Origin of the sequence: Luteibacter sahnii (genome assembly GCF_034063545.1) — a bacterium.
In the GTDB taxonomy this organism is placed as follows: domain Bacteria; phylum Pseudomonadota; class Gammaproteobacteria; order Xanthomonadales; family Rhodanobacteraceae; genus Luteibacter; species Luteibacter sahnii.
The window spans coordinates 526,153-551,369 of record NZ_JAQLOK010000001.1; the positions used below are offsets into that span (position 1 = coordinate 526,153).

Genomic DNA, 25,217 nt, shown 5'->3' on the forward strand with positions numbered 1-25,217 from the left:
CGTCAGGCGTGCCCGGCGTAGCCGGTGAGCTGCGAGGGATCGCGCACGCCCATCTTGCGCGCGGCGGCCGACCAACGCTCGTCGAGCGGCGTATCGAACACGATGCGCTCGTCGGCCCGGGTGGTGAGCCAGGCGTTGTCCATGACCTCCTGCTCGAGCTGGCCGGCTTCCCAGCCCGAATAACCGAGCGTGATGACCGCCCGGCTCGGACCTTCGCCGCGGGCCATGGCGACGAGGATGTCTCGGGAGGTGGTCACCGACCAGTCGTCGTTGACGCGGTAGCTTGAATCCCAGTGCCCCGGTTCGCGGTGCAGTACGAAACCGCGCTCCTGCTGCACCGGGCCGCCGATCAGCACGGGGTGGTCGGCGATCTCCGGATCGCGGCATTCCAGTTTCATCTGGCTGAGCACGTCGCCCAGCCGGTATTCGGAGATCTGGTTGATGAGCAGTCCCACCGCGCCGTCTTCGCCGTGCTGGCAAAGAAAGGCCACGCCCCGGGCGAACGGCGGTTCGGCCAGGGACGGCATCGCGATGAGGAATTGGCCGGCAAAACTGGTGGCGGTGCTCATGGCGCGATTGTAGCCCGACGCGGGTCGGATGCGCCGGGGTTCAGCCGCAGGAACGTACGGTAGGCGCCGGTCGCAAGGAGTAAGTTTATGAAGATCGCACGGTTTGCAAAGGGTTTTCCTGCCGTTTCCGCACTGTGTCTGTCGACGGTCGCGGTGGCCTCGTCACCGGCGGCGTGGAGCGGCTACGAGAAGAAGGTGGTGCAGGCCTGCGTGGCCGCCAGCGGCCTCACCGGCGCGACACCGGTCGGCGGGACGATCGCGTATGACGACCGGGTGCCGGTAACGGCCCTGGTGCTGGCCGGGCGGTATCCGCAGAAGCACATGAAGAACGCACCGGGCCGCGAGCTGTGCGTGTGGGACCGCAAGGCGGAAAAGGCCTATGTGAGCGAGGCGGACCAGCTGTTGCCGGCCAAATGATGCCGGCCGGCGGCGGTCAGTCGTTCCGCAGGACGTTGCCGGGCAGGAACTGCCAGGTGCGGGTGATGTAGAGCTCGTCCACCCGGTTTTTGTCCGCGGGGAGGGCCGGGAAAGGCGCCGACAGGCGGACGATGCGCTGCGCCGCGTCGTCCAGCAGCTTGTGGCCCGAACTCTTGATGACGTCGATGCTGCGGATCGAGCCGTCGCGGTTCAGTCCCACGGTGAGTACCAGCTCGCCGTAGACGCCCTGACGGCGCGCCTCGTCCGGGTAATTGAGGTTGCCCACCCGCTGCACCCGGTCGACCCAGCCCTTCATGTAGGCGGCGTAGGCGTATTCGCGGGTGTTCGACGAGATGAATTTCTTCTTGGGCCGCTTGGCGTAGGCCTCGGACTGATCGCGGACTTCCGCGGCCAGCTTGGCCATCTCCCGTTTGCGGCGAATGTCCTCGTCGGACTCGGGCAGGGGCTGCGGCGGCTGCTCGCGGCGCTCCTTCTGGGTGTCGACCGCGAACGACGATGTCCCCGAGGTGGTGACCAGCTGGGTCGGCGTGGCCTCGCGCGGCGCGGGGGCCTGTGCCTCCTTCGGCTGGGGCGAGACGCCCGCGTTGGGCGTGGGCAGCGGACCGGAGACCGTTTCGGCCGGCCGCATAGCCTTGTCGTGCTCGCCGCCGCCGCTGTTGCTGGCCTGGGCCAGGAAGTCGGCTTTGTCCGGCGGCTCGGCGTTGGCGACGTCCACGAGGGTGACGTCCAGCGTGGGAACACTGGGTTTGGGCTTTTCCGTCTCGAAGGTGATGCCGAGGATGACGATACCGTGCAGCAGCAGCGAGAACAGCAATGTGGCGCCGATCAGGTCGGCCCCGGTGGTGCGGGTGGTCATCGGGCCTCGATGGCGTCGAACAGCAGCCCGGGGATGTTAATGCCGAACTGCTTCTCCAGTTCACGGATGCCCGTGGGAGATGTGACGTTGATCTCGGTCAGGTAGTCGCCGATGACGTCCAGGCCGACGAAGCGAAGCCCGCGCCGGCGCAGCTCCGGCGCCACCTGGGCGGCGATCCAGCGGTCGCGCTCGGAGAGGGCGATGCCTTCGCCACGCCCGCCGGCCGCGAGATTGCCCCGGAATTCGTCGCCCTGCGGGATGCGGGCCAGCGCGTAGGGCACCGGTTCGCCGTCGATCAGCAGGATGCGCTTGTCGCCCTTGACGATCTCGGGGATGTATTTCTGCGCGATGGCGAAGTGGCGGGCACCGTCAAGCAAGGTTTCCAGCATGGAGTTGAGGTTGCTGTCGCCGGCTTTCACCCGGAAGATCCCGCGCCCGCCCATGCCGTCCAGGGGCTTGAGCACGGCCTCGCCGTGTTCGTTCACGAAAGCCTTGAGCTCGTCCCGGTCGCGGCAGACCAGGGTGGGCGGGATGCATTGCGGGAATTCGAGCGCGAACAGTTTCTCGTTGCAGTCGCGCAGGCTGCGCGGATCGTTCACCACGTTGCATCCGGCGCGCTGGGCGGCTTCCAGCACCATGGTGTCGTAGATGAACTGGGCATCGACCGGCGGGTCCTTGCGCTGGAGCACCACGTCCACGCTCGGCAGCGGTCGCCACTGGCCCTCACCCAGCGTGAACCAGCCGGCCGGGTCGTCCTTGACCGAGAGCGGATGCAGCCGCGCCCAGGCCTCGCCCCCGCGCAGTGCCAGGTCGCCCTGCTCCATATAGAACAACGCGTGGCCGCGGCGCTGCGCTTCCAGCAGCATGGCGAAGGTGGAGTCCTTGGCGATCTTGATCGATCGGATGGGATCCATGAGGACGGCGACGGAAAGGGACATGGGGTGGCCGGAGTCGTGGGGAATCGGGAGTTTACGGGAGAAGGGGGCGGGGGATGGGAAGTGCGGGCAGGGGCAGGTGAGCCCAAGGGCGCGGGCGCCCACCCGGCGAACGCCGGCGCCTCCGTGGCGTCGACGGCGATCCCGGCCGGGTGCCGTGCGGCCCCATTTCGCCCCCCGGCCCCCGCCTTACGAAGAATTCTCCTTGACGCCACCCCGACCAACCTTTAAACAGCGAATCATAAGGGCTGCCCACGAGCGGCCCGCCGGCCCCTTTGCGGGGCGGACTTTCGACCTGGCGCACGGAACGACCGGCATTCTCCGGTTATCCTGCGCCGGATTTGCGGTTTTTTGCGTGGCAGGGGGCGTAGTGAACGACAATGCACGCGGTACCGACCTGGCCGGACTCAAGGTCATGGTCATCGACGATTCGAAAACCATCCGGCGCACGGCGGAAACCCTGCTGAAGAAGGAAGGTTGCGACGTCCTCACCGCCGTGGACGGCTTCGAGGCCCTGGCGAAGATTTCCGACCAGAAGCCCGACATCATCTTCGTCGACATCATGATGCCGCGGCTCGACGGCTATCAGACCTGTGCGCTCATCAAGAACAACGCCCAGTTCCGCGCCACGCCGGTGATCATGCTCTCGTCCAAGGACGGCCTCTTCGACAAGGCCCGCGGCCGCATCGTCGGCGCGGAGCAATACCTCACCAAACCGTTCACCCGCGACGAACTCCTGGGCGCGATCCAGCGTTTCGCTGGGGCCCACTGATCCATACGCAACCGAACAAAGACGTCCAGGGGGACGTGTGGCAAACATTCTCATCATCGACGACTCGCCCACCGACGTTCGCGTGTTCACCACGCTGCTGGAGAAGGCGGGTTTTTCCGTTTCCAGCGTGGATAACGCGGAAGCCGGCATCGAGCGCATCCGCGAGCGCAAGCCCGACCTGGTCATCATGGACGTCATCATGCCCGGCATGAACGGCTTCCAGGCCACGCGCACGCTCAGCCGTGACCCGGCCACCGCCGACGTGCCGGTGGTCATGATCACCACCAAGTCGATGGAAACCGACCGGGTATGGGGCCTGCGCCAAGGCGCCAAGGCGTTCATCACCAAGCCGGTGAACGAGAAAGAGCTGCTCTCGACCATCAACGGATTGCTCGCGCAGCGGACGCATTGAGGTCGCCATGAGCGAGAACGCGGCACTGACCCCTTTCGAGCTTCTCGCCCACTACGAACGCGCGTGCATCGCGCATTCGATCGGTGCCACCGAGCAGGTGGCCACCGAAGGCCTGTGGCGAGGCATCGGCTTCCGCGTCGGACGGCGTGCGTTCGTCAGCGGCATCGACGAGATCAACGAACTGCTCGCGGTGCCGGCGCTCACCCAGGTGCCGGGCACGCAGCCGTGGCTGATGGGCGTGGCGAACGTGCGCGGCAACCTCGTGCCGGCGATCGACCTGGGCCGTTTCCTGTTCGACGAGCGCACGCCGGCGTCCGAGCGCACGCGCCTGCTCCTGGTGCGCCAGCACGGCGGCACCGTGGGGCTGCTCGTCGACGAGGTGTTCGGCCAGCGCACGATGGACGACGACCGGCGTGGCGAGGGCGAGGAGGAAAACGATCCGCGGCTGGCGCGCTTCGTCACCGGAAACATCCGGCTCGGCGAGCAGTCGTTCGGCCTGTTCAGCATGAGCCGCCTGGTTCGTGCGCCGGATTTCCGGCAGGCGGCCCTGTAAGGGGTTTCGGTAAGGGGGACGGCGGCCCGCAGGGACGCCGACACAGGACATGCGCGGGGGCGACCCGCGTCGGGAACGCGAGGGGTGGCTCCATGGGGGCCACGCCGTCTGGCCAGGTTTGGGTGAGGTAGATATGAGTACGACAGCAAGCGGCGCGGGCCGGGAACGCGGGTACACGATCGTCATCGTGTTCCTGATCCTGTCGATCGGCCTGGCGTCGGTCGATTTCTGGTGGCTCAACATCAAGAACGGCCAGGATCGCGAAGCCATCGCGCTCACCACGCAGGTACAGGTGCTCTCGCAGCAGACCGCGAAATACGCCCTGGAAGCCTCCGACGGCAATCGCGACTCCTTCCGCGAGCTGTCGGCCACCCGCAACACCATCGATTCGGCGGTGCAGCGCCTGGTCAAGGGCGACCAGAAGACCGGCATGCCGGCCTATGCCGACGTGCGCTCCATCGGTGCGCTCGCCAACGCCTGGCACCAGCTCGACGCCGACATCGGCAAGATCCTCGACAACCAGGACCTCGTGCTTTCCTCCGGGCAGCGCGCGGACCTGTTCGCCCGCCAGATGCCGCTGCTCAACGCGCGCACCGACGAAGTGCTGAACATCATCCAGCAGAAGAACGCCTCCTCGGAGCAGACGTTCACCATCGCCCGCTGGATGCTCATGGCCGACCGCATGATCCGCCGCGTGCAGGAGATCCTGCAGGGTGGCGATGCCGCCCAGTCCGCGGCCGATGGCCTGTCGCGCGACGCCCAGCTGTACGGCTCGGTGCTCAAGGGCCTCGTCGACGGCAACGCCGAGAGCGGCGTGCGCGCGATGACCGACGCCAACGCACGCAAGATCCTCGAAGGCATGCAGTCGTCATGGGCCGAACTGGTCGATCCGGTGAACCAGCTGGTGACGGCTTCGCCCAACCTGCAGGACGTCAAGCGCGCCGGCAACCAGGCCTCGCTCGATTCCCAGACGGTGCTGCTGCGCGCGAACGAATCGGCCGACCAGATCGCCAGGCTGCCGCTCACCCGCCTGTTCCCGAACGTGTGGTGGGGCCTGCTCGGCGCCATCGGCGCGGTGCTGTTCGCGCTGCTCCTGGTCTACAGCCTAGTGCGCGACCAGCGCCGCCGCTTCGAGAGCACCTCCGAGCTCAACCAGCGCAACCAGGACGCGATCATGCGCCTGCTGGACGAGATGGATACGCTCGCCGAAGGCGACCTGACCATCAAGGCGACGGTGACCGAGGACATCACGGGCGCCATCGCGGACGCCATGAACTCCGCGGTGGACGAGATGCGTAACCTCGTAACCACCATCAACGAGACGGCCGTGCGCGTCTCGGCGGCGGCCCAGGAAACGCAGGCGACCGCGATGCACCTGGCGGATGCGGCCGAGCAGCAGGCCCAGCAGATCACGTCCGCTACCTCGGCGATCAACCAGATCGCCACGTCGATGGATACCGTGTCGAAGGACTCGGCCGAATCGGCCGACGTGGCGCAGCGTTCGGTGCAGATCGCGTCACGCGGCGCCGAAGTGGTGCGTGAGACCATCCAGGGCATGGACTCCATTCGCGACCAGATCCAGGAAACCTCCAAGCGCATCAAGCGCCTGGGCGAGTCGTCCCAGGAAATCGGTTCGATCGTGGAACTGATCAATGACATCGCCGAGCAGACCAACATCCTCGCGCTCAACGCGGCCATCCAGGCGGCCTCGGCGGGTGAGGCGGGCCGCGGCTTCGCGGTGGTGGCCGACGAAGTGCAGCGCCTGGCCGAACGCTCGGCGAGCGCCACCAAGCGCATCGAGACGCTGGTGCAGACGATTCAGTCCGATACCAACGAAGCGGTGAGCTCGATGGAGCAGACCACCGCCGAGGTGGTGGCCGGTGCGCGCCTGGCCGAGGACGCCGGTACGGCGCTGGGCGACATCGAGCGCGTGTCGAACGACCTTTCCGCGCTGATTCAGAACATCTCGGCCGCGGCACGCCAGCAGTCGGCGGCGGCGACCGATACGTCGGCCACGATGAACGTGATCCAGGAAATCACCTCGCAGACGTCGCTGGGCGCGAGCCAGACCGCCGAGTCCATCGGCAACCTGGCGCAGCTGGCGAACGACCTGCGCCTGTCCGTCGCGAACTTCAAGCTGCCGGGCTAATGCAGTGAGACTGAACGAACATACCGATTTCACCACGCTGCACTGGGTCAAGGCGGAGCTCGACGACGCCCTGGCCAAGGCGCGGCAGGCCCTCGAGTCGTACGTGGACGACCCACGCGACGCTTACGTGATGCACACCTGCGCCGCCGACCTGCACCAGGTGCACGGCACGCTGCGCATGGTCGAGCTCTACGGCGCGGCCATGGTCGTCGGCGAGATGGAGGCCCTGGTGGCCGCGCTCATCGACGGCCGCGTGGCTCAGCGCGACGAGGCTTATGCCGTGCTCATGCGCGGCATGATGCAGATGCCCGACTACCTCGAGCGCCTGCAGAGCGGGCACCGCGACGTGCCGATCGTGCTGTTGCCCTTGCTCAACGACCTGCGCGCCAGCCGCGGCGAGCAGTCGTTGCACGAGTCGGCCCTGTTCACGCCCAACCTCGACGCGCCGCTGCCCCTGGGTGCGCCGGGTGCCGACGATCCGGCCGCGGCGGACGCCGCGCGCGCCGACATCGGCGAGCTGCGCCTGCGCTTCCAGCAGCAGTTGCTTGCATGGTTTCGCGGCCAGGGCGGCGATCGCCAGCTCCTGGCCATGCGCGCGACCCTCGACGCCATCGCGGCGCGTTGCTACACCATCGGTGGCCGTCGCCTGTGGTGGATCGCCGCGGGCGTGATCGAAGGCCTCGAGCGCGGCGTGCTGCCGGGCCATGAAAAAGATGTCCGCCAGCTCATCGGACGGGTGGATCGCTCGATCCGCGAGATGATGGAGCACGGCGAAGATGCGCTGCTCGGCGGCGACGCCGAAGACCTCGCCCGCAAGCTGCTCTACTACGTCGCGCAGGCGCGCCCGGGCAGCGAGCGCATCGACGAGTTGCGCGACACCTATCGCCTCGACGGCCTGCTGCCGCGCGAGGCCGAGCTGGAACACGCCCGCGGCTCGATCTCCGGGCACAACCGCGCGCTGCTCGACACCGTGTCGGCGGCCATCAAGGAAGACCTGCTCCGGGTGAAGGAGTCGCTCGACCTGTTCCTGCGGCGCCCCGACGGCGATCCTGCGCAGCTCGGCCCGCAGGCCGACGTGCTCGACCGCGTGGGCGACACGCTCGGCATGCTGGCGCTCGGCGTGCCACGGCGGGTGGTCGGCGAACAGCGCCGCATCCTCGGCGACATCGCCGCCGGCACCCGCGCGCCGGACGAAGAGGCCTTGCTGGACGTCGCCGGCGCGCTGCTTTATGTCGAAGCCTCGCTCGACGATCACATCGATCGCCTGGGCGCGGAAAGCGACATCCCCGGTGGCGACACCGGCACGTCGCCGCTGCCTCGCAGCGAGGCGCGGCACATCCTGTCCTCGCTGATGCGCGAGGCCACCGCCAACACGTCACGGGTGAAGGAGGCCATCGTCGCCTTCGTCGAGTCGTCGTGGGACCACGCGCAGCTCGACGGCACGCCCGGCATGATGGGCGAGATCGGCGGGGCGATGCGCATGCTCGGCGCGGCGCGGCCGGCGGAACTGGCCGACGGCATCGGGTTGTTCATCCATCGCGAATTGCTCGGCGACCGCCGCGTGCCCAACGGTACGCAGATGGACCGGTTGGCGGACGCGCTCGCCGCGCTGGAGTATTACCTCGAGGCCGCGCGCGAACACCGCGGCGGCCTGGAGCACATCCTCGACGTGACCCAGCAGAGCCTGGCCGAACTCGGCTACTGGCCGGTGCCGGTCGACGAGGCCGACACGGCGCACGAACCGATGGGCGCCGAGACGCTGGAGGCGATCGAAAGCGCCGCTATCGAACACATCGCGGTGCCGGCGACGAGCGAAGACCCAGGCGAGACGGTTTCCAGTTTCGCCGACAGCTTCGACCTGCTCGACGAGCCACCCACCGACGCCGAAGTGGATGCCGAAGCGGCGGCTGGCCTGGCCGACGCGGTCGAGCCGGTGCATGACATCGTCCCGCCGGCCCCTGAGCCGCCGGTCGACGACTGGGTCGAGATCGAGGAAGACATCGAGCAGGAAGTCGGCGGGCACGGCATGGCCGAGTTCGCCGGTTTCCAGATCACCGTCGACGGCATCGACGATGAAATCCGCGAGATCTTCCTGGAAGAAACCCAGGAAGAGATCGACAATCTCACGGCGGCGCTCGGCCCGTGGATGGCCGAACCGGAGAAGCCCGAAGCGCTGACCCCGATCCGCCGGTCGTTCCACACGCTCAAGGGCTCCGGCCGCCTCGTCGGTGCGCGTCTGCTGGGCGAGTTCTCCTGGAAGGTGGAGAACATGCTCAACCGCGTGCTCGACCGCACCATCGCGCCGCACGAGGGCGTGCAGGCGCTGGTCCGTCACGCCGTCGACGCCTTGCCGCAACTGAAGGCCGCGCTGGAAGGGGCGGGCACGCCGTCGGCGCCGATCGCCGCCATCATGGAAACCGCCGATCGCCTCGCGATGGGCGATAACGCGTTCGTCGAAGAAGTCGCGCGCAACGCGGTGCATACCGTGCGCACGAAGGTGAAACGCCGCGTGCCGCGCGACACCCTCGCCGACGTACCCACCGCCGCGTTCGCTGCCTACGGGCAATCGCCGTCGCCCGCGCCGGAACCGGAGCCCGTCGTCGACCTGCCGTATACCCCGCCGGCGTTGCCGCCGGTGGACGCGGTGCTGCTCGATATCCTGCGCACCGAGGTCGCCCAGTACCTCACGGTGATCCGCGCCAATCTCGCCCAGGCGCAGCACGGCGAGCTGCCGGTGGACGATGGCCTGCTGCGCGCGGTGCACACCCTGCACGGCGCCATCGGCATGGTGGACATCCCGGTGCTGATCCAGGTGCTGGCGCCGCTGGAAGGCCTGATCAAACGCGTGCGGGCGTCGGGCGAACCGTTGCGTGGCGATGGCGTGCATGTGTTGCGCGACGCCGCGGATCTGGTCGACCATGTCATGGCGCTCTTCGACACACCCGAGGCGCAGGTGCCCGACGTCGCGGCGCTGGCGGCGCGGATCACCGCGCTTCGCGACGAGCAGCCCGAGGCGACGGTCGCGCACATTCTTTACGAGCCCGACCCGGTCTCGCCCGACGGCGACGAAGCGGTCGCCGCCCCGTCCGCCGCGATCGGTCATGACGACGTCGGCACGGATGGCGCGAGCGAAGCGTCGCACATGCTCGATATCGACGCATCCGACGTCCTCGGCACGCTGCCCGAGGAGCCCGCGCGGGAACCGGTAGAGGATGCGTTCGCCGAACCCGCGACGCCATCCGCCGACGCGCATGCCGAGGCCTTGCCGGACCATGCGTTCGCCGAGCCACCGGCAGAACACGTCGACGCGAATCCCGAGACCCCCTCGGACGAACCCGTGCAGCCATGGGCAGACGATGCGTTGAGTGAACTCGCCGCCGAGCCTGTCCACGCGCATGCGCACGACCACGACGGACACGCCGCGCCGTCGGGCGACGCTGATATGGAGGCCGCGCTGGACGCGGAACTCGCCGCCCACGACGCCGCGCCGGTCGAGCCCCTGCCGAACGCCTCCGGGCACGACGAATTGCCGCCGGTCGATCTGCCAGCGCTGGAAAGCCTGCTTGCCGAGGGCGACCTGACGGCCGAATTCCTCGCCGCCTACGACGACCAACCCGCCGATCGAGCCGAGGGCACGGTGCGTCCCATCGCGGCCTTCGACGCCGAGGAAGAGGCGAAATGGCGCGTGCTCGACGCCGAGTGGCAGGCGGCTGAGTCCGACGACGACACGACGCCCGGCGACGCGACCGGGGCCGTCGAACCGGCCGACGAGGCATCGGCTGAGCCCGTTGAACGCGACACGATTCTGCAGGACTACGAGACCGCCGCTGAGCCGCTCGATGCGGCGCCGCTGCCGCCGCCCGTGTCCCATGACGACGAGGTGGAAGACGGGCCGACCCCGTCGGTCGCACCCGATGCGGGGGCCTTGGAGGCGGAGCGCGGCGACGGAGACGACGCCGCGCTCGCGGCTCCCGTCGTAGACACGCACGGCGACGCCGGGCAGGACGCGTCCACCGACGAGCACGACGGCACCGTCGCCGAACCCACGATAGCGATCGACGATGCCGACGCGGCCTCGATCGCGACCGGGGAGTACGTCATCGCCGATGAGCCGGCCGTCGAGTCGCGCATCGACCACGATGCTGCGTCCGTGCCCGAGCGCTCTCCCTACGCCGACATCGACCCCGACCTGCTCGAGGTGTTCGTCGAAGAAGGGGGCGAGATCCTCGACCACGCCGACGGCGCGCTCGCCGCTTGGCGTGCCGAACCGCAGCAGGCCGAGCACGTGGCCGCGCTGCAACGCGACCTGCACACCCTCAAGGGCAGCGCGCGCATGGCCGGGATGGCGCCGGTAGGCGACCTCGCCCATGCGATGGAAACCCTGCTCGACGCCGTCGCGGGTGGCCGCGGGGGCGATCGCGCCGACATTGAAGCCATGGAGGCCGGCTTCGACCGGCTGCACGGTATGGTGCAGGCGATCGCCCAGGGCCAGCCGATCGCGCTGGGCGACGCCGACATCGAACCGTTCGCTCGCCTGGCCGGCGCGCCCATCGCACCGGACACGCTCACCGCCGAGAGCTATCGCGAAGAACGTGCGCCCACGCCCGCACCGATGCGCGAGCTGCCCGAACTGCTTCCCGAATTCGAGGAAGACGACGTCCAGCGGGCCACTCAGGAGCAGATACGCGTGCGCGCGGACATGCTCGACACGCTGGTGAACCACGCAGGCGAGGTGTCCATCTACCGGTCGCGCCTCGAACAGCAGACAGCGAGCTTCCGTGCCGCGCTCACCGAACACGAGCAGACGGTCGAGCGCCTGCGTAGCCAGTTGCGCATGCTCGAGATCGAAACCGAAACGCAGATCATCGCGCGTTACCACCAGGAGCATCGCGACAACGCGGCCTCGGCATTCGATCCGCTCGAACTCGATCGCTTCTCGCAGTTGCAGCAGTATTCGCGTGCACTGGCCGAGTCGGTGTCCGACCTGGTGTCCCTGCAGACCATCCTTGACGACCTGACCCGCCAGTCGGAAACCCTGCTGCTCCAGCAGCAGCGGGTGAACGCCGAGCTGCAGGAAGGCCTGATGCAGACCCGCATGCTGCCGTTCGACGCGCTGGTGCCGAACCTGCGCCGCACGTTGCGCCAGGCCGCGTCCGACGTGGGCAAGCGCGCGCAACTGGTGGTGGAGGGCGCCAACGGCGAAATGGACCGCAACATGCTCGAGCGCATCAAGGCGCCGTTCGAGCACATGCTGCGCAACGCCGTGGCCCATGGCATCGAACCCCCCGCCGTGCGCGAATCCTCGGGCAAGAACCCCGAAGGCACGGTGCGCATCCGCGTGGCCCGAGAGGCGACGGAAATCGTGGTGCGCCTGTCCGACGACGGTGCCGGCATGGATCGCGAGGCGATCCGGGCCAAGGCGATCGCGCGCGGTCTGTTACGCAGCGATGCACGCGTGTCGGACGAGCAGATCTTCCAGCTGACCCAGGTGCCGGGCTTCTCCACCGCCGAGACGATCACCCAGGTCGCCGGTCGCGGCGTGGGCATGGACGTGGTGGCCAACGAGATCAAGCAGCTCGGCGGCACGCTTGGCATCGAATCGGTGCGCGGTGAAGGCACCACCTTCGTCATGCGCCTGCCGTTCACCCTCGCGGTGACCCAGGCTTTGATCGTGCGCATCGGCGAAACCAGCTTCGCCATCCCGATGACCTCGGTGCATGGCGTGGCGCACGTCGAACCCAACGAACTGGCCCATCGCATGGCCGACGAGCGCCCGTCGTTCGATTACGCCGGCGAGGACTACGCGATCCACGACCTGCCGCAACTGCTGGGCGTGCACACGGTCTCGGCCGACGAGGGCGAGGTGCCGCTGCTGATCGTGCGCGCGGGCGACCTTCGCGCCGCGATCCGCGTCGACGCCGTGCTCGGCTCGCGCGAAATCGTGGTCAAGCCGGTCGGCCCGCAGGTCAGCTCCGTGCCGGGCATCCTCGGCGCGACCATCATGGGCGACGGCTCGGTGCTGGTCATTCTCGACCTTGCCCCCCTGGTGCGCCACGGCGTGGCCCGCAGCGCGTTCGAGGCCGAGGCCGAACGGCCGCAGGCACCGCGTGCGCAGGACGAGGTGCGCGTGCGCCCGCTGGTGATGGTGGTGGACGACTCCATCACCATGCGCAAGGTCACCGGCCGCGTGCTCGAACGCCACGGCTTCGAGGTGATGACGGCGAAGGACGGCTTGGACGCGCTGGAGAAGCTCAACGAACGCGTCCCGGACCTGATGCTGCTCGACATCGAGATGCCGCGCATGGACGGCTACGAGCTCGCCACCGCGATGAAGGCCGAAGATCGCCTCGCGCACGTGCCGGTCATCATGATCACCTCGCGCACCGGCGACAAACACCGTCAGCGCGCGTTCGATATTGGCGTCAAGCGCTACATCGGCAAGCCCTACCAGGAAAACGACCTCATCGCGCAGATCAACGACCTGCTCGGAGGGCACCATGACTGACGGCGTCACCTCGGTCGCCTTGCTGTTCGACGACGCGAGCCTGTCGGCCCACCTGCGCGAGGCGCTGGTCGCCCAGGGCGCTCGCATCGTCTACGAATCCGATCTCGCGGCGTTCGCGCCGGCCGAACTGGTCGGTTCCTCGGCCGACGTGGTCGTGGTCGACCTGGACGATCCCAGCGATACCGACCTGGACCGACTCTACGACACCGTGGAGGGCGGCCATCCCCGCCTGGTCTTCAACGACGCGGATGCCAGCCGCTCGCTGCAGGGTTGGGACCGCGCCCGCTGGGCGCGCCACCTTGCCGCGAAGCTGGTCGGCGGCGACGTGATCGACCCGCCACGCCCCGACCACGCACGTGCCATCGAGCCGCGCATCGAGGCCATCGCCAGCGTGGCCGCGCCGGCCGAGGAACACTTCGTGGTGCCGCTCGATGGCGACCTGGCCATCACCGGTAGCCACGGGTATCCCGACGAACCCGTGCCGGTCGCCGACGACGGCGGGGTGCCGCTCGCCATGGACGACGACGTCGACGATGCGTTCGTTTTCTCCGCGCCGCAGCCGTTGGCCGACGAGGACGGGGAGGGCGCCGATCCCGTCGAACTGGCCGCGGAACTCGAAGCGCTGCTGGCCGACAGCGACACCGTGCCGACGGGCGACGTCACCCTGGAGGACGTACCGTCCAGCCCGGTGGAACTGAACGAACTCGCGTCCCTGGGTCTTTCGTCGTTCGAACTGGTCGATGACGACGAACACGCCACCGCCGCCACGACGGAGATCGTACCGGCCCAAACGCGCTCGTTCGACCTGAGCAGCCTCAGCCTGGCCTCGTTCGACGATGCGCCCGCGGTATCGTCGGGCGAGACCTCGTCCGTGCACATCGAAGCACGCGCGACCGAGTACGTGCCGCCGCCGGTACCCGAGTGGGATCTCCTCGACCACGACGCCGTCGTCGCGGCGCCCGCGGACGCGCGCGCGGCACCGGCCGACTTCGGCATCGAGACGTTGAGCGCCGCCGAATTCCTGGCCCAGGACGTCGTCGACGACGGCAGCGCGGGCATCGAGCCCGGGCTGGGCCTTGAACTGGTATCGCTGGAAGAGGCCGTGGCGCCCACGATGCATGCGAACACGGGTGCCGCCCACGAGATGTTCCTCGAGGGCAGCGCGCGTGCCGTCCGGCGCGTGGTGGCGCTGGCCGGTACGCACGACAGCGAAGCGGCGATCGCCCGTTTCCTCGCGACATTGCCGGCGGAGCTGCCGGCGTTGTTGCTGGTCGTGGCGCACCACGACGGCGACAGCGACGCATTCGCCGCGCGCCTGTCGTCACGCGCCCAGGTGGCGCGCGCCGGCGAGCACGCCGCCTCCGGCGACGTTCGCGTGGTGGCGCACGGCACCCATGTGCAGGTGCGCCGCGACGGCAGCCTGACCGTGCGCGACGACATGGCCGGTGGTCCCTCCATCGATGGCGTGCTCAGCACGCTCGCTGGCGGTTTCGGCGCCGACGCGTTGGCGATCGTCTTCGCCGGCCGCGGCAACGACGCCGTGGCCGGGGCGCAGGCTATCTATGACGCCGGCGGACGGGTCTGGGTCGAGACCGTGGCGGCGGCCGATGACGCCGGCCACATGGTGGCCGGGGTGCGCGAGGAGCGCGTCGCCGGATACGCGGGCGACGTGGACGGCCTGGCGCGCAAACTGATCGAGGAACACGCATGAGCTCCGCCGAACCGCTGCCCCGCGAAATCCGTTGCGTGCTGATTCCCAGCGCGGGTATCCGCCTGCTGCTGCCGAACGCGGCCGTGGCCGAAGTGATCACCCTGGCCGGTGTCGAGCCGATGACCGATGCGCCCGAATGGTTGCGTGGCCACATCGAGTGGCGTGGCTGGCACATTCCCCTGATGGGTTTCGACCACGTTGCGCCATTGCCGCCCGACGCGCCGGCGCAGGCCGCCCGCGTGGCGGTGCTCAAGGCGCTGGGCAGTCGTCCCGACATGCCTTACATCGCGGTGCTGACCCATGGTTTTCCGCGCTTGACCACGCTCAACGCGGAGCTGCTCCTGCCCACCCACGACGGCAACGAACTGCCGTTCGGCGTGAAGGCGCGGGTGCTCGTCCGCGACGACATGGCGGTGATTCCCGACCTGGAGGGCATCGAGGTGGCGCTGGTAGCGATGCGCGAAGCCGCGTTGCAGGCCGCTTTCGCGCTCTGACCCAGCGGTGGGGGTGTGGCCGCATCCGATCGCTTGACTCGTAATTGAGAATCATTATCATCAACTCCGCCACCCCAACGCGGAGTCACGCCATGCTCGTCACCACGCCCGCCCGTTCCGAAGCCCACGGCCGCGACAAGGTCGTGCCGCTGCGCCCTGCCGCCGTCGCCGCGCGCCGTATCCAGAGCCAGCGCCTGCTCGATGGCTCGCGCGAACTGGTCATCGAGCACCAGGGTGCGGAGTACCACCTGCGCCTTACGCGCAACGACAAGCTGATCCTCACCAAGTAACCGCTCTCCCCGACGCCAAGCCACGCCGCCTCTCCCCGCGGCCCAGCCAGGCCCCTCTTCGGCTCCCTTCCGAGAGACGCCCATGTTCGGTTGGCTCGCATCCTTCGGCGTGCATTCGCGCGGCCGATCCCTCCCCACCGTCCGCTGGCTCGCGGTGTCGCCGCGCACGCTCGCCGAAGGGCTCGGGCAACTGGGCGGGGTGCTGTATCTGGCGCCTGCGACGAGATCGTGCCCGGCATCATGGCCCGTGCCATCGCATTGCCTGGTCGAATCCGCGGACCTCGCGCCGCTGCTCGCCACGCGCCACGTGGCCCTGACCTGCGCGGTCACCTGCGAGGGCCCGCGCGAATGGATCGACTGCGTCGCCGGCGACGGTGAAACGCTCGCCCGTATTTACCTGCTGCCCGATACGGATTACCTGGCCTGGGACGGGCTTTTCGTCGACGCCGTGCCCGTCGACGCGCCGGTGCGCACGGCGCCCGGCCGGTCGTGGCTGCGCCAGTGTCGCGCCCGCGTGCTGGCGTTCTCGCGCCGCCGGCTCGCGGGCTTTGACGTGCTCGGCGCCACCGACGTCAGCGTCTCCGCGCTCGGCCGCGACGTCGCGAGGGACATCGCGGTGTCCGAAGCAGTCGCGATGGCGCGCTGACGCGGCACCCGGACACTGTCCGGACGAATGTCCGCGGACACCCGTCCGCATCCACGATGCGTTGCGCGCCAAGCGCTTGAGGCTTGGCATGGCTGTTGCTATCCCTGTGCCAGAGCCCACAGGGAACCTCCACCATGATCCGCGACACCTCCGCACAGGACCGCCTCGTCGAGGTCAGGCCCGCCCGTCATCGCAAGCTGCTGCTGATCGGCGGCGCGGCGGCGACGGTCGCCGTCCTTGCCTTCGCCGCGCCGAAGATCGCCACGATGTTCTCGGCCGATTCGTCGGTCAGCGCGTCGCGGTTGTCGTTCGGTACCGTGACGCGCGGCACCTTCGTGCGCGACATCGCCGCCGAGGGCAAGGTGGTGGCGGCGGTTAGCCCGACGCTCTACGCACCCTACGGCGGCGCCGTGGTGCTCAAGGTGCACGCGGGCGACGTGGTGAAGAAGGGGCAGGTGCTCGCCCTGGTGTCCAGCCCCGAGCTGACCAACAAGCTCGCGCAGGAGAAATCCAACGCCGACGCGATGCAGGTGGAATACCTGCGCGCTCAGGTCGACGCGAAGAAGAAGCGCAACGAACTGCAAAAGACCTACGACAACGCCGTGGTCGACCAGACCGCCGCCGAGCGGGACCTGAAACGCTACCAGAGCGCCTTCGACAAGGGCGCGGTGCCCGTGGCCGACGTGGACAAGGCCAAGTCGGTGCTCGACAAGGCGTCCATCACCGAGAAGCATGCCCAGTCCGACCTGGCGATGGACAACGACAGCCTGACCTTCGACGTCGAGTCGAAGAAGCTTGCCCATGACCGCCAGGTGCTGATGGTGCAGGACCTCGAGCGCCAGGTGGACGACCTCAACGTGAAGTCCCCCGTCGACGGCCAGGTCGGCCAACTGTTCATCGCCGAACGCGCCACGGTGGCGAAGGACGCCCAACTGCTCAGCGTCATCGACCTGTCGGCCCTCGAGGTAGAGATGAAGGTGCCGGAAAGCTTCGCCCGCGACCTGGCCATCGGCATGCCCGGCGAAATCAGCGGCAACGGCAAGCAGTGGAACGGCAAGGTCAGCGCGATTTCGCCCGAGGTGGTCAGCGGCGAAGTGGCCGCGCGCCTGCGCTTCGACGGGGCGACGCCGCAGCAGCTGCGGCAGAGCCAGCGCCTTTCCGTGCGCGTGCTGCTCGACCGCCGCGACAACGTGCTCACCGTGCAGCGTGGCTCCTTCGTCGACGAAAGTGCCGGTCGCTACGCTTACGTCGTCAACGACGGCATGGCCGATCGTCGCGATATCCGGGTCGGTGCGAGCAGCATCGACAAGGTCGAAATCCTCGCCGGCCTGAAGGAGGGCGACAAGGTCGTCATTTCCGGTGCCGATGCCTTCGGCGATGCCAAGCACATCGCCATCAGCCGCTGAACCCGTTCGATTTCCAAAAGGGACACGCCATGCTCAAGATGACTCACCTGGCCAAGGTCTACCGCACCGAAGTGGTGGAGACCTACGCGCTGCGCGACTTCAACATCGACGTGAAGGAAGGCGAGTTCGTCGCCGTCACCGGGCCGTCCGGTTCGGGCAAGACCACCTTCCTCACCATCGCCGGCCTGCTGGAGACCTTCACGGGCGGCCAATACCACCTTGACGGCATCGAGGTGAGTCAGCTCAACGACAACGCCCGCTCGAAGATCCGCAACGAAAAGATCGGCTTCATCTTCCAGGCGTTCAACCTGATTCCCGACCTCAACGTGTTCGACAACGTCGAGGTGCCGCTGCGCTACCGGGGCATGAAGGGCCCGGAACGCAAGCAGCGCATCATGGATGCCCTGGAGCGCGTGGGCCTGGCCTCGCGCGCCAAGCACTATCCGGCCGAACTGTCCGGCGGCCAGCAGCAGCGTGTCGCCATCGCCCGCGCCCTGGCCGGCTCGCCGCGCCTGCTGCTGGCCGACGAACCCACCGGCAACCTCGACACCCAGATGGCGCGTGGCGTCATGGAATTGCTGGAGGAGATCCATCGCGAGGGTGCCACCATCGTCATGGTGACCCACGACCCGGAGCTGGCCGCGCGCGCGCAGCGTAACGTGCATGTGATCGACGGCCAGGTCGTCGATCTTTCCGAGGAGCCGCGCTTCCACGCGCACTCCCACGCCGGCCACGGCGGCTGACGCGACGAAAAGGGGGAGGGGCGTCATGTTTCGTTACTACCTTCAGCTGGGCACGCGCAGCCTGCGCCGAAATCCCGCGCTCACGCTTCTGATGGTGATCGCGATCGGGTTCGGCGTAGCCGCGTCCATGACCACCTACGCGGTGTTCCGCGCGACGTCGCGCGATCCTATTCCGCAGAAATCCGGCGTGCTCTACAACGTGCAGGTGGATAACTTCGGCCCGGACAACAGTAACGATCAAGGCGAGCCGCCGCAGGCCTTGAACTACATCGATGCGATGGCCCTGTCCCGGGCGCACAAGGCCACCCGGCAGGCGGTGACCTATCGGGTGGGGGCCTCGGTCATTCCCGACAACCCCTCGCGCCTGCCGATGCAGGAGGGTGGCTACGCGACCAGCGCGGACTTCTTCACCATGTTCGACGTGCCCTTCCTCCAGGGCGGCCCCTGGACGGCCGACGACGACCAGAAGCACGCGAGCGTGGCGGTGATTTCCAAGTCGCTCAACGACAAGTTGTTCGAAGGCGGGCAGAGCGTCGGCAAGCAGGTGAACCTCGACGGTCGCCTGTTCCGCGTGGTCGGCGTCATCCAGGACTGGGCGCCCCAGCCGCTGTTTTTCGACGTGCCCAACACCGGGGGGTTCGACGACGGGGCGTCGCTCTATGTGCCGCTCAATCGCGCGGTCGACCTCAGGATGCCGAACAACGGCAACAACAACTGCCCCAAGGCGCCTGAGCAGGGCTGGGAAGCGTACCTGCAGTCCGAATGCGTCTGGCTCTCGCTGTGGGTCGAATTGCCGTCGAAGAGCGATGCCACGGCGTTTCGCGAATACCTTACCGGCTACGCCGCGGAGCAGCAGCGGGCGGGTCGCTTCAGCTGGGCGCCTAACGTACGGCTTCGCAACGTGATGGACTGGCTCGCCGCGCAGAAGGTGGTGCCGCCCGAGTCGCAGGTGTCGCTGATCGTGTCGCTCGGTTTCCTCGCGATCTGTCTGGTGAACACCGTGGGCCTGTTGCTGGCGAAGTTCCTCCGGCGTTCTCCCGAAATCGGTGTCCGTCGCGCGTTGGGCGCCGCGCGCCGGGACATCTACGCGCAGTTCCTTATCGAGGCCGGCACCATCGGTATCGCAGGGGGCGTCCTTGGTCTGCTGCTCACGGGCCTGGGCATCCTGGGTGTGGGTCTGGTCTTTCCCGAACGCATCGCCCGCCTGGCGACCATCGATCCCTCGCTGGTGCTGCTGACGCTGGTGGTGTCCATCCTCGCCATGGTGATCGCGGCGTTCTACCCCACGTGGCGGGCGGCGCAAGTGCAGCCCGCCTGGCAGCTGAAGTCGAACTGAGGGTCACCGTCATGCAGATCCGACCCATCCTCGCCGCCCTTCGCCGGCACAAGGCCGGCACCATCCTCATCGCGCTGCAGATCGCGCTCACGCTCGCCATCGTCTGCAACGCGCTGTTCATCGTGCATGCGCGCATCGAGCGCGCCAACCGCGCCTCGGGCCTGGACGAGCGCAACCTGGTCGCCGTGCAGAACCTCTACGTCGGCAACATCGAACAGTTCATCCCGTTGATCAGGACCGACCTGCAGGCGATCCGCGCCATGCCTGGTGTCGAGTCCGCCTATGCCACCAACACGTATCCGCTGCGGCGGGGCGGGTGGTCGACCATGGTCCAGCGCACGAGCGACAGCCAGAAGAACGGCGTGCAGACCGCCCTGTACTTCGGCGACGAGCATGCGCTGAAGACGCTCGGCGTCAAGCTGGTCGCCGGCCGCAACTTCACCCCGGGCGAGATCGGTACGTTCGAGCGCAACCAGGATCCCGCCCCGCCCCAGGTCATCATCAGCCAGGCGTTGGCGAAAAAGCTGTTTCCCGATGGCAACGCGCTGGGCAAGCCGGTGTATTTCCTCAAGGGCAAGCCGTCGACCATCATCGGCATCATCGAGAAGCTGACCGTGCCCTGGGTGGACTCCAGCTTCTTCGACGAGGTGACACTCATGCCGATGACGTTCAACAACAGCTACCAGACGTTCCTTGTCCGCACGAAGCCCGGGCAGCAGGACAACGTCTACCGGTCGATCGCCAACACCCTCTACGGCGTGAACCGCATGCGCGTGCTGCCGGAGAAATACGGTGTGCAGACCTTCGACATGGTGCGCCGCAGGGCCTACGAAAGCGATCGGGGCATGGCGACGATGATGGGTATCGTTAGCGGCGTGTTGTTGCTGGTGACCGCCGCGGGCATCGTCGGCCTGTCGAGTTTCTGGGTGGGGCAGCGGCGCAAGCAGATCGGGGTGCGCCGGGCGCTGGGCGCCAAACGCGGTGACATCCTCAGCTACTTTCTGACCGAGAACTTCCTGATCGCCGCGGCCGGCGTGGTGCTGGGCGTGGGGCTGGCCATGGGCATGAACCAGTGGATGCTGGTGCAGTTCGAGATGGAGCGGCTGTCGGTTACCTATGTCATCGTGGGCGTGATGATCCTGATCGGTCTGGGCCAGCTTGCCGTGCTGGCACCCGCGTTGAAGGCCTCGCGGGTGTCGCCGGTCGAAGCCACGCGGAGCGTCTGAACCGAGGAAGCTCGTCGGCATGGTCGCCTATCACCTGGAACTGGCCCTGCACGGCTTGAGACGCAGCCGGGCGCTGACGGTGCTGATGATCGTCGCGGTAGGGTTGGGCATCGGCACGTGCATGACCACGCTGACCGTGCTCCATGCCGTGTCCGAGAACCCCCTGCCGGGCCGCAGCGGGTCGATCTACCTGCCGCGCCTCGACCCGCGCGAAGGCTCCAGCATGGAGGCGCGTGCCCGGCTGCCGTCACAGGTGACGTGGGTCGACGGCACGAACCTCCTGCGCGCGGGGCGGGCCCGGCAACAGGCGCTCATGCTGGGCGGCGAGGTGCCGATCGAACCGGCGGCATCCCGTGGCGACCCGTTCATCGCCAGCGCGCGGTACACCAGCCAGGGTTTCTTCGACCTGTTCGGCGTGCCCTTCCGTTATGGCCGCGGATGGGGCGCGACGGAGGACACCGCCCGTGCCCGCGTGGTGGTGATCGACGAGGTGCTCAACGATCGGTTGTTCCAGGGCACCGACAGCGTCGGGCGCACGATCCGGCTGGGGGGCGTCGACATGCGGGTGGTCGGCGTCCTGCGTTCCTGGCACCCGGTGCCGCATTTCTACGATCTCAACACCGGCAGTTTCGCCAGCGGCGAAGACGTCTACCTGCCGTTGACCACGGCGCGTGCCCTCAACCTGCCTCGCAGCGGTGGCATGGAGTGCTGGAGCAAGGGCAGCACCAGCGAGGCGCTGATGGAAACGGCCGATTGCACCTGGTTGCAGTTCTGGGTGCGCCTGGACGGCTCGGCCGACGTCGCGGCGTACCAGCGCTTCCTCGACGGCTACGTGGCCGAGCAGGTGCGCGCCGGTCGCTACCCGGCCGATCGGCCGGCACGGCTCACCGGCCTCATGGACTACCTCGTCGAGCGGCACGTGGTGCCGGGGGATCTTCGCCTCCAGGTATGGCTCGCGTTCGGTTTCCTGACGGTGTGCCTGGTGAACACGCTGGGCCTCATGCTTGCGAAATGCCTGCGCCGCGGCGGCGAGATCGGCGTGCGGCGTGCCCTCGGCGCCACCCGGGGCGACGTGCTGCGGTATGTCCAGACCGAGAACTTCGTGCTGGTGAGCATCGGCATCGCGCTGGGCATGGTACTGGCCTATGCGATCAACCTTCTGCTGATGTACCAGTACGAGCTGCCTCGGTTGCCGGCGTCTTACCTTCCGTTGGGCGCGGGATGCCTGTGGCTGCTCGGCCAGGCCACCGTGCTCGCGCCGGCCCTGCGTGCCGCGGCGGTGTCCCCGGTGGAAGCCACGCGGGACTAAACTGCGGCGGAAAACATCGCTCGCTCCATGCAACCATTTCGCCGTGGCACGCATCCATGGCCCCATGCGAAGGGAAAAGATGCAAACCGTCCTGATCATCGACGACAACCCCGCCGTAGGGGAGGCCCTGTCGCTGGCCCTGAGTCTGCGGGACATCCACCCCCTGGTGGCGCTGACGCCGGACGATGGCCTCGCGACGCTGTCGCGCGAGCGGGTGGACGTGGTGATCCAAGACATGAACTTCACCGCCGACACCACCTCGGGCGAAGAGGGCGTGGCGTTGTTCCGGGCGATCCGTGCGCGCCACACCGACCTGCCCGTGGTGCTGCTCACGGCATGGACGCACCTGGAAACCGCCGTCGAACTGGTCAAGGCGGGTGCCGCCGATTACCTGGGCAAACCCTGGGACGACGCGAAGCTGCTGGCGACGGTCGAGAACCTGCTCGAGCTTTCCGTGTCCACCCGCGAAGTCGCCCGCGCGCGCCAGGAGCGCCGCCGCCGTCGCGAAGCGCTCGAAGCCCGCTACGACCTCGACGGCCTGGTCTTCGCCTCCGAGGCCATGAGCCGCACGGTCGAACTGGCCGGGCAGGTGGCCCGGGCCGACGTGCCCGTGCTGATCACCGGCCCGAACGGCGCGGGCAAGGAGCGCATCGCCTCCATCGTGCACGCGAACTCGGCCGTGCGCCGAGGCCCCTTCATCGCGGTCAACTGCGGCGCGCTGCCGGGTGAGCTCATCGAAGCCGAGCTTTTCGGCGCCGATGCCGGTGCGTATACCGGCGCCCACCGGGCCCGTGAAGGCCGGTTCGAACTGGCCGACGGTGGCACGTTGTTCCTCGACGAGATCGGCAACCTGCCGCTGCCCGGGCAGATGAAATTGCTGCGCGTGCTGGAAACCGGGCAGTTCGAACGCCTGGGTTCGGGTCGCACGCGGCACGTGAAAGTACGGGTGGTCAGCGCGACCAACGCCGACCTCAAGGCGATGATCGCCGCCGGCACGTTCCGCGAAGATCTCTACTACCGCCTCAACGTCATCGAGATAAACCTGCCTCCGCTGTCCGAGCGCGTCGACGACATCCTTCCACTGGCCGAGTTCTTTCTCGACGGCAAGGCGCAGCTCAGCGAAGAGGCGCGCGATGCGTTGTTGGCGCACGCCTGGCCCGGCAACGTGCGCGAACTGAAAAACGCCATGGCGCGCGCCGCGCTGCTCGCCGGGGAGCGCCGGATCGAGGTAGCGCATCTCAACCTGCCGCCGGCCATCGCCGCGCCGGCCACGCGCAACCTGGACGAACCCAGCCGCGAAAGCGTCGAAGCGGCCCTGGCGTCCGCCGGTGGCGTGGTGAGCCGGGCTGCCACCAGCCTGGGGCTATCCCGGCAGGCGCTGTATCGCCGGATGGAGCGTTACGGACTGGCGGTCTGACCGGTGACACGATGAAGCGCGTCTCCCTCGAAGGCCGGATGATGCTGGTGGTGGCCGGCTCGGCGATCGCCGGCGCGCTGGTCTTCGCCGGGGTGACGGCGTGGCCGTTTCCGCAGATCCTCGCCTGGATGCGCGCCGATCTCGCGGCACGCGGGCACCTGCGCGCGCCGATGGCGCTCGAGCCGTTCGACGCCGGCACGGCGCTGGTCATCTGCCTGCTCGTGTTGCTGCCGCTGTCGGCCTGGATGGCGCACGTGTTGGTCGAACCCATGCGGCGCATCCTGCGCGCGCTGGAGAGCGCGGTCGCCAGTTACCGCGACGGCGACTACAGCATGTCGATCGGCACGAAACGCGACGACGAACTCGGTGACCTGATCCGCATGCACAACCAGCTGGGCACGATCCTGCGCGAGCAGCGCCAGCACTTGGCGCAGCGCGAACTGCTGCTGGACACCGTGGTGCAGAATACGCCGGTGGCGCTCGTGCTCACGGACGCGTCGAACAAGGTCACCTACGCGAACATCGCCGCCCGGCACCTTTTCAACGAGGGGCGCACGCTGGTCGGCCTCGGTTTCGAGGCGGTCATGGCCACCATGCCCGACACGCTGCGCGCCGCGGCCGCGACCGACGAGGATGCGCTGTTCACCGTGGAACTGGAGGGCAGCGAGGAAACCTTCCACCTCTCGCAGCGCGGATTCCGGCTGCAGGGCCGACCGCACCGGCTGCGGCTTTACCGGCGGATGACCCGTGAGCTGTCGCGGCAGGAAGTGCAGACGTGGAAGCGCGTGATCCGCGTGATCAGCCACGAATTGAACAACTCGCTGGCACCGATCACGTCGCTGTCGCATTCGGGCATCGAACTGGTGCGTCGCGGCGATCTGGAACGGTTACCCGGCGTGTTCGCGTCCATCGGCGACCGGGCGCGCCACCTGCACGGCTTCATCGCGGGCTATGCCAGCTTCGCGAAGCTGCCGGCGCCGCAGTCGCGCGCGGTGCCATGGGCGCCGTTCCTCCAGGCGCTGGCCCTGCACGCACGCTTTCGCCTCGACGGCGCCCTGCCCGAACAGCCCGGCTGGTTCGACCCGAGCCAGATCGAGCAGGTGCTGATCAACCTCATCAAGAACGCGCACGAAGCTGGCGGCGACCCGGCGGCGGTCACCGTCGCCGTGCGCGTGTCGGGTCGTGACACCCTGGTGATGGTGGACGACCGTGGCCCGGGCATGAGCGACACGGTGCTGGCCCAGGCCTTGTTGCCGTTTTACTCGACCAAGCGCTCGGGCACCGGCCTGGGCCTGGCGTTGGCCCGCGAAATTTCCGAAGCGCATGGCGGCCGTGTCGCGCTCGGCAATCGGGACGGCGGCGGACTGCGCGTGACCCTGGTGCTGCCCGCCGGGCCGGCCTGACACGCTTCGCCTATACTCCTCAGCCTGTCCAACGGGAGAGGGAGCAA

General features: G+C 68.2%; 20 protein-coding genes. 17 read left to right on the top strand and 3 right to left on the bottom strand.

Going from position 1 to position 25,217, the window contains the following annotated elements:
• Positions 1–2 precede the first annotated feature (2 nt).
• Positions 3–569 carry a YqgE/AlgH family protein gene (locus PI246_RS02485; RefSeq protein WP_320549701.1) on the bottom strand — a complete coding sequence of 189 codons (567 nt, stop codon included), beginning with the start codon at positions 567–569 and terminating at the stop codon, positions 3–5.
• An 87-nt stretch (positions 570–656) separates the two neighbouring features.
• On the opposite strand from PI246_RS02485, the gene PI246_RS02490 reads away from it, so the two are divergent.
• Positions 657–986 carry a hypothetical protein gene (locus PI246_RS02490; RefSeq protein WP_320549702.1) on the top strand — a complete coding sequence of 110 codons (330 nt, stop codon included), beginning with the start codon at positions 657–659 and terminating at the stop codon, positions 984–986.
• 16 nt (positions 987–1,002) lie between these two features.
• Here the strand turns inward: PI246_RS02490 and PI246_RS02495 are convergent, their stop codons facing one another.
• Both PI246_RS02495 and gshB read right to left on the bottom strand, forming a co-directional pair.
• On the bottom strand, positions 1,003–1,863 hold the full coding sequence (locus PI246_RS02495) for an energy transducer TonB (RefSeq protein ID WP_320549703.1): 861 nt from the start codon (positions 1,861–1,863) through the stop codon (positions 1,003–1,005).
• Positions 1,860–2,801, bottom strand: coding sequence for a glutathione synthase (gene gshB / locus PI246_RS02500; protein ID WP_320549704.1), 942 nt, complete (start codon positions 2,799–2,801; stop codon positions 1,860–1,862). The genes PI246_RS02495 and gshB overlap by 4 nt, the downstream gene beginning before the upstream one ends.
• Positions 2,802–3,213: 412 nt before the next feature.
• Here gshB and pilG point away from each other — a divergent pair, with 412 nt between their 5' ends.
• From pilG to PI246_RS02580, 16 genes are all read left to right on the top strand, one after another.
• The gene (pilG, locus tag PI246_RS02505; protein ID WP_407069776.1) at positions 3,214–3,570 is read left to right on the top strand and encodes a twitching motility response regulator PilG; all 357 of its coding nucleotides are present in this window, start codon (positions 3,214–3,216) and stop codon (positions 3,568–3,570) included.
• Between the two features lie 37 nt (positions 3,571–3,607).
• Positions 3,608–3,982 carry a response regulator gene (locus tag PI246_RS02510; protein WP_320549706.1) on the top strand — a complete coding sequence of 125 codons (375 nt, stop codon included), beginning with the start codon at positions 3,608–3,610 and terminating at the stop codon, positions 3,980–3,982.
• A gap of 7 nt (positions 3,983–3,989) precedes the next feature.
• Complete coding sequence (locus PI246_RS02515) at positions 3,990–4,535, top strand: chemotaxis protein CheW (protein WP_320549707.1); 546 nt, start codon at positions 3,990–3,992, stop codon at positions 4,533–4,535.
• A 133-nt stretch (positions 4,536–4,668) separates the two neighbouring features.
• Positions 4,669–6,684, top strand: coding sequence for a methyl-accepting chemotaxis protein (locus PI246_RS02520; protein WP_320549708.1), 2,016 nt, complete (start codon positions 4,669–4,671; stop codon positions 6,682–6,684).
• A gap of 4 nt (positions 6,685–6,688) precedes the next feature.
• Positions 6,689–13,189 (top strand): Hpt domain-containing protein, encoded by a 6,501-nt coding sequence (locus PI246_RS02525; RefSeq protein ID WP_320549709.1) that lies wholly within the window; start codon positions 6,689–6,691, stop codon positions 13,187–13,189.
• The gene (locus PI246_RS02530; RefSeq protein WP_320549710.1) at positions 13,182–14,900 is read left to right on the top strand and encodes a chemotaxis protein CheB; all 1,719 of its coding nucleotides are present in this window, start codon (positions 13,182–13,184) and stop codon (positions 14,898–14,900) included. Before PI246_RS02525 ends, PI246_RS02530 begins: the two co-directional genes overlap by 8 nt.
• Complete coding sequence (locus PI246_RS02535) at positions 14,897–15,394, top strand: chemotaxis protein CheW (RefSeq protein ID WP_320549711.1); 498 nt, start codon at positions 14,897–14,899, stop codon at positions 15,392–15,394. Before PI246_RS02530 ends, PI246_RS02535 begins: the two co-directional genes overlap by 4 nt.
• Positions 15,395–15,486: 92 nt before the next feature.
• Complete coding sequence (hemP, locus tag PI246_RS02540) at positions 15,487–15,684, top strand: hemin uptake protein HemP (RefSeq protein ID WP_320549712.1); 198 nt, start codon at positions 15,487–15,489, stop codon at positions 15,682–15,684.
• An 82-nt stretch (positions 15,685–15,766) separates the two neighbouring features.
• Positions 15,767–16,330 (top strand): hypothetical protein, encoded by a 564-nt coding sequence (locus PI246_RS02545; RefSeq protein WP_320549713.1) that lies wholly within the window; start codon positions 15,767–15,769, stop codon positions 16,328–16,330.
• A 134-nt stretch (positions 16,331–16,464) separates the two neighbouring features.
• Entirely contained in the window at positions 16,465–17,736 is a 1,272-nt protein-coding gene (locus tag PI246_RS02550; RefSeq protein WP_320549714.1) for an efflux RND transporter periplasmic adaptor subunit, read from the top strand.
• A 29-nt stretch (positions 17,737–17,765) separates the two neighbouring features.
• Entirely contained in the window at positions 17,766–18,479 is a 714-nt protein-coding gene (locus PI246_RS02555; RefSeq protein WP_320549715.1) for an ABC transporter ATP-binding protein, read from the top strand.
• Between the two features lie 25 nt (positions 18,480–18,504).
• The gene (locus PI246_RS02560) at positions 18,505–19,815 is read left to right on the top strand and encodes an ABC transporter permease (protein ID WP_320549716.1); all 1,311 of its coding nucleotides are present in this window, start codon (positions 18,505–18,507) and stop codon (positions 19,813–19,815) included.
• Between the two features lie 11 nt (positions 19,816–19,826).
• A complete protein-coding gene (locus PI246_RS02565) occupies positions 19,827–21,041 on the top strand; it encodes an ABC transporter permease (RefSeq protein WP_320549717.1) in 1,215 nt (404 codons plus the stop codon).
• A gap of 19 nt (positions 21,042–21,060) precedes the next feature.
• Positions 21,061–22,350 carry an ABC transporter permease gene (locus PI246_RS02570; RefSeq protein ID WP_320549718.1) on the top strand — a complete coding sequence of 430 codons (1,290 nt, stop codon included), beginning with the start codon at positions 21,061–21,063 and terminating at the stop codon, positions 22,348–22,350.
• Between the two features lie 79 nt (positions 22,351–22,429).
• Entirely contained in the window at positions 22,430–23,767 is a 1,338-nt protein-coding gene (locus PI246_RS02575; protein ID WP_320549719.1) for a sigma-54-dependent transcriptional regulator, read from the top strand.
• Positions 23,768–23,778: 11 nt separating this feature from the next.
• The gene (locus PI246_RS02580) at positions 23,779–25,170 is read left to right on the top strand and encodes a sensor histidine kinase (RefSeq protein ID WP_320549720.1); all 1,392 of its coding nucleotides are present in this window, start codon (positions 23,779–23,781) and stop codon (positions 25,168–25,170) included.
• Positions 25,171–25,217: the final 47 nt, after the last annotated feature.

Excerpts from the sequence above, each read along its gene's own strand:
- PI246_RS02520 (WP_320549708.1), top strand. The coding sequence starts at position 4,669 with ATGAGTACGACAGCAAGCGGCGCGGGCCGGGAACGCGGGTACACGATC.
- PI246_RS02495 (WP_320549703.1), bottom strand. The coding sequence starts at position 1,863 with ATGACCACCCGCACCACCGGGGCCGACCTGATCGGCGCCACATTGCTG.
- PI246_RS02565 (WP_320549717.1), top strand. The coding sequence starts at position 19,827 with ATGCAGATCCGACCCATCCTCGCCGCCCTTCGCCGGCACAAGGCCGGC.
- PI246_RS02575 (WP_320549719.1), top strand. The coding sequence starts at position 22,430 with ATGCAAACCGTCCTGATCATCGACGACAACCCCGCCGTAGGGGAGGCC.
- hemP (WP_320549712.1), top strand. The coding sequence starts at position 15,487 with ATGCTCGTCACCACGCCCGCCCGTTCCGAAGCCCACGGCCGCGACAAG.
- PI246_RS02490 (WP_320549702.1), top strand. The coding sequence starts at position 657 with ATGAAGATCGCACGGTTTGCAAAGGGTTTTCCTGCCGTTTCCGCACTG.
- PI246_RS02580 (WP_320549720.1), top strand. The coding sequence starts at position 23,779 with ATGAAGCGCGTCTCCCTCGAAGGCCGGATGATGCTGGTGGTGGCCGGC.
- PI246_RS02550 (WP_320549714.1), top strand. The coding sequence starts at position 16,465 with ATGATCCGCGACACCTCCGCACAGGACCGCCTCGTCGAGGTCAGGCCC.
- PI246_RS02560 (WP_320549716.1), top strand. The coding sequence starts at position 18,505 with ATGTTTCGTTACTACCTTCAGCTGGGCACGCGCAGCCTGCGCCGAAAT.
- PI246_RS02535 (WP_320549711.1), top strand. The coding sequence starts at position 14,897 with ATGAGCTCCGCCGAACCGCTGCCCCGCGAAATCCGTTGCGTGCTGATT.
- gshB (WP_320549704.1), bottom strand. The coding sequence starts at position 2,801 with ATGTCCCTTTCCGTCGCCGTCCTCATGGATCCCATCCGATCGATCAAG.
- PI246_RS02485 (WP_320549701.1), bottom strand. The coding sequence starts at position 569 with ATGAGCACCGCCACCAGTTTTGCCGGCCAATTCCTCATCGCGATGCCG.
- PI246_RS02530 (WP_320549710.1), top strand. The coding sequence starts at position 13,182 with ATGACTGACGGCGTCACCTCGGTCGCCTTGCTGTTCGACGACGCGAGC.
- PI246_RS02515 (WP_320549707.1), top strand. The coding sequence starts at position 3,990 with ATGAGCGAGAACGCGGCACTGACCCCTTTCGAGCTTCTCGCCCACTAC.
- pilG (WP_407069776.1), top strand. The coding sequence starts at position 3,214 with ATGGTCATCGACGATTCGAAAACCATCCGGCGCACGGCGGAAACCCTG.
- PI246_RS02570 (WP_320549718.1), top strand. The coding sequence starts at position 21,061 with ATGGTCGCCTATCACCTGGAACTGGCCCTGCACGGCTTGAGACGCAGC.
- PI246_RS02555 (WP_320549715.1), top strand. The coding sequence starts at position 17,766 with ATGCTCAAGATGACTCACCTGGCCAAGGTCTACCGCACCGAAGTGGTG.
- PI246_RS02545 (WP_320549713.1), top strand. The coding sequence starts at position 15,767 with ATGTTCGGTTGGCTCGCATCCTTCGGCGTGCATTCGCGCGGCCGATCC.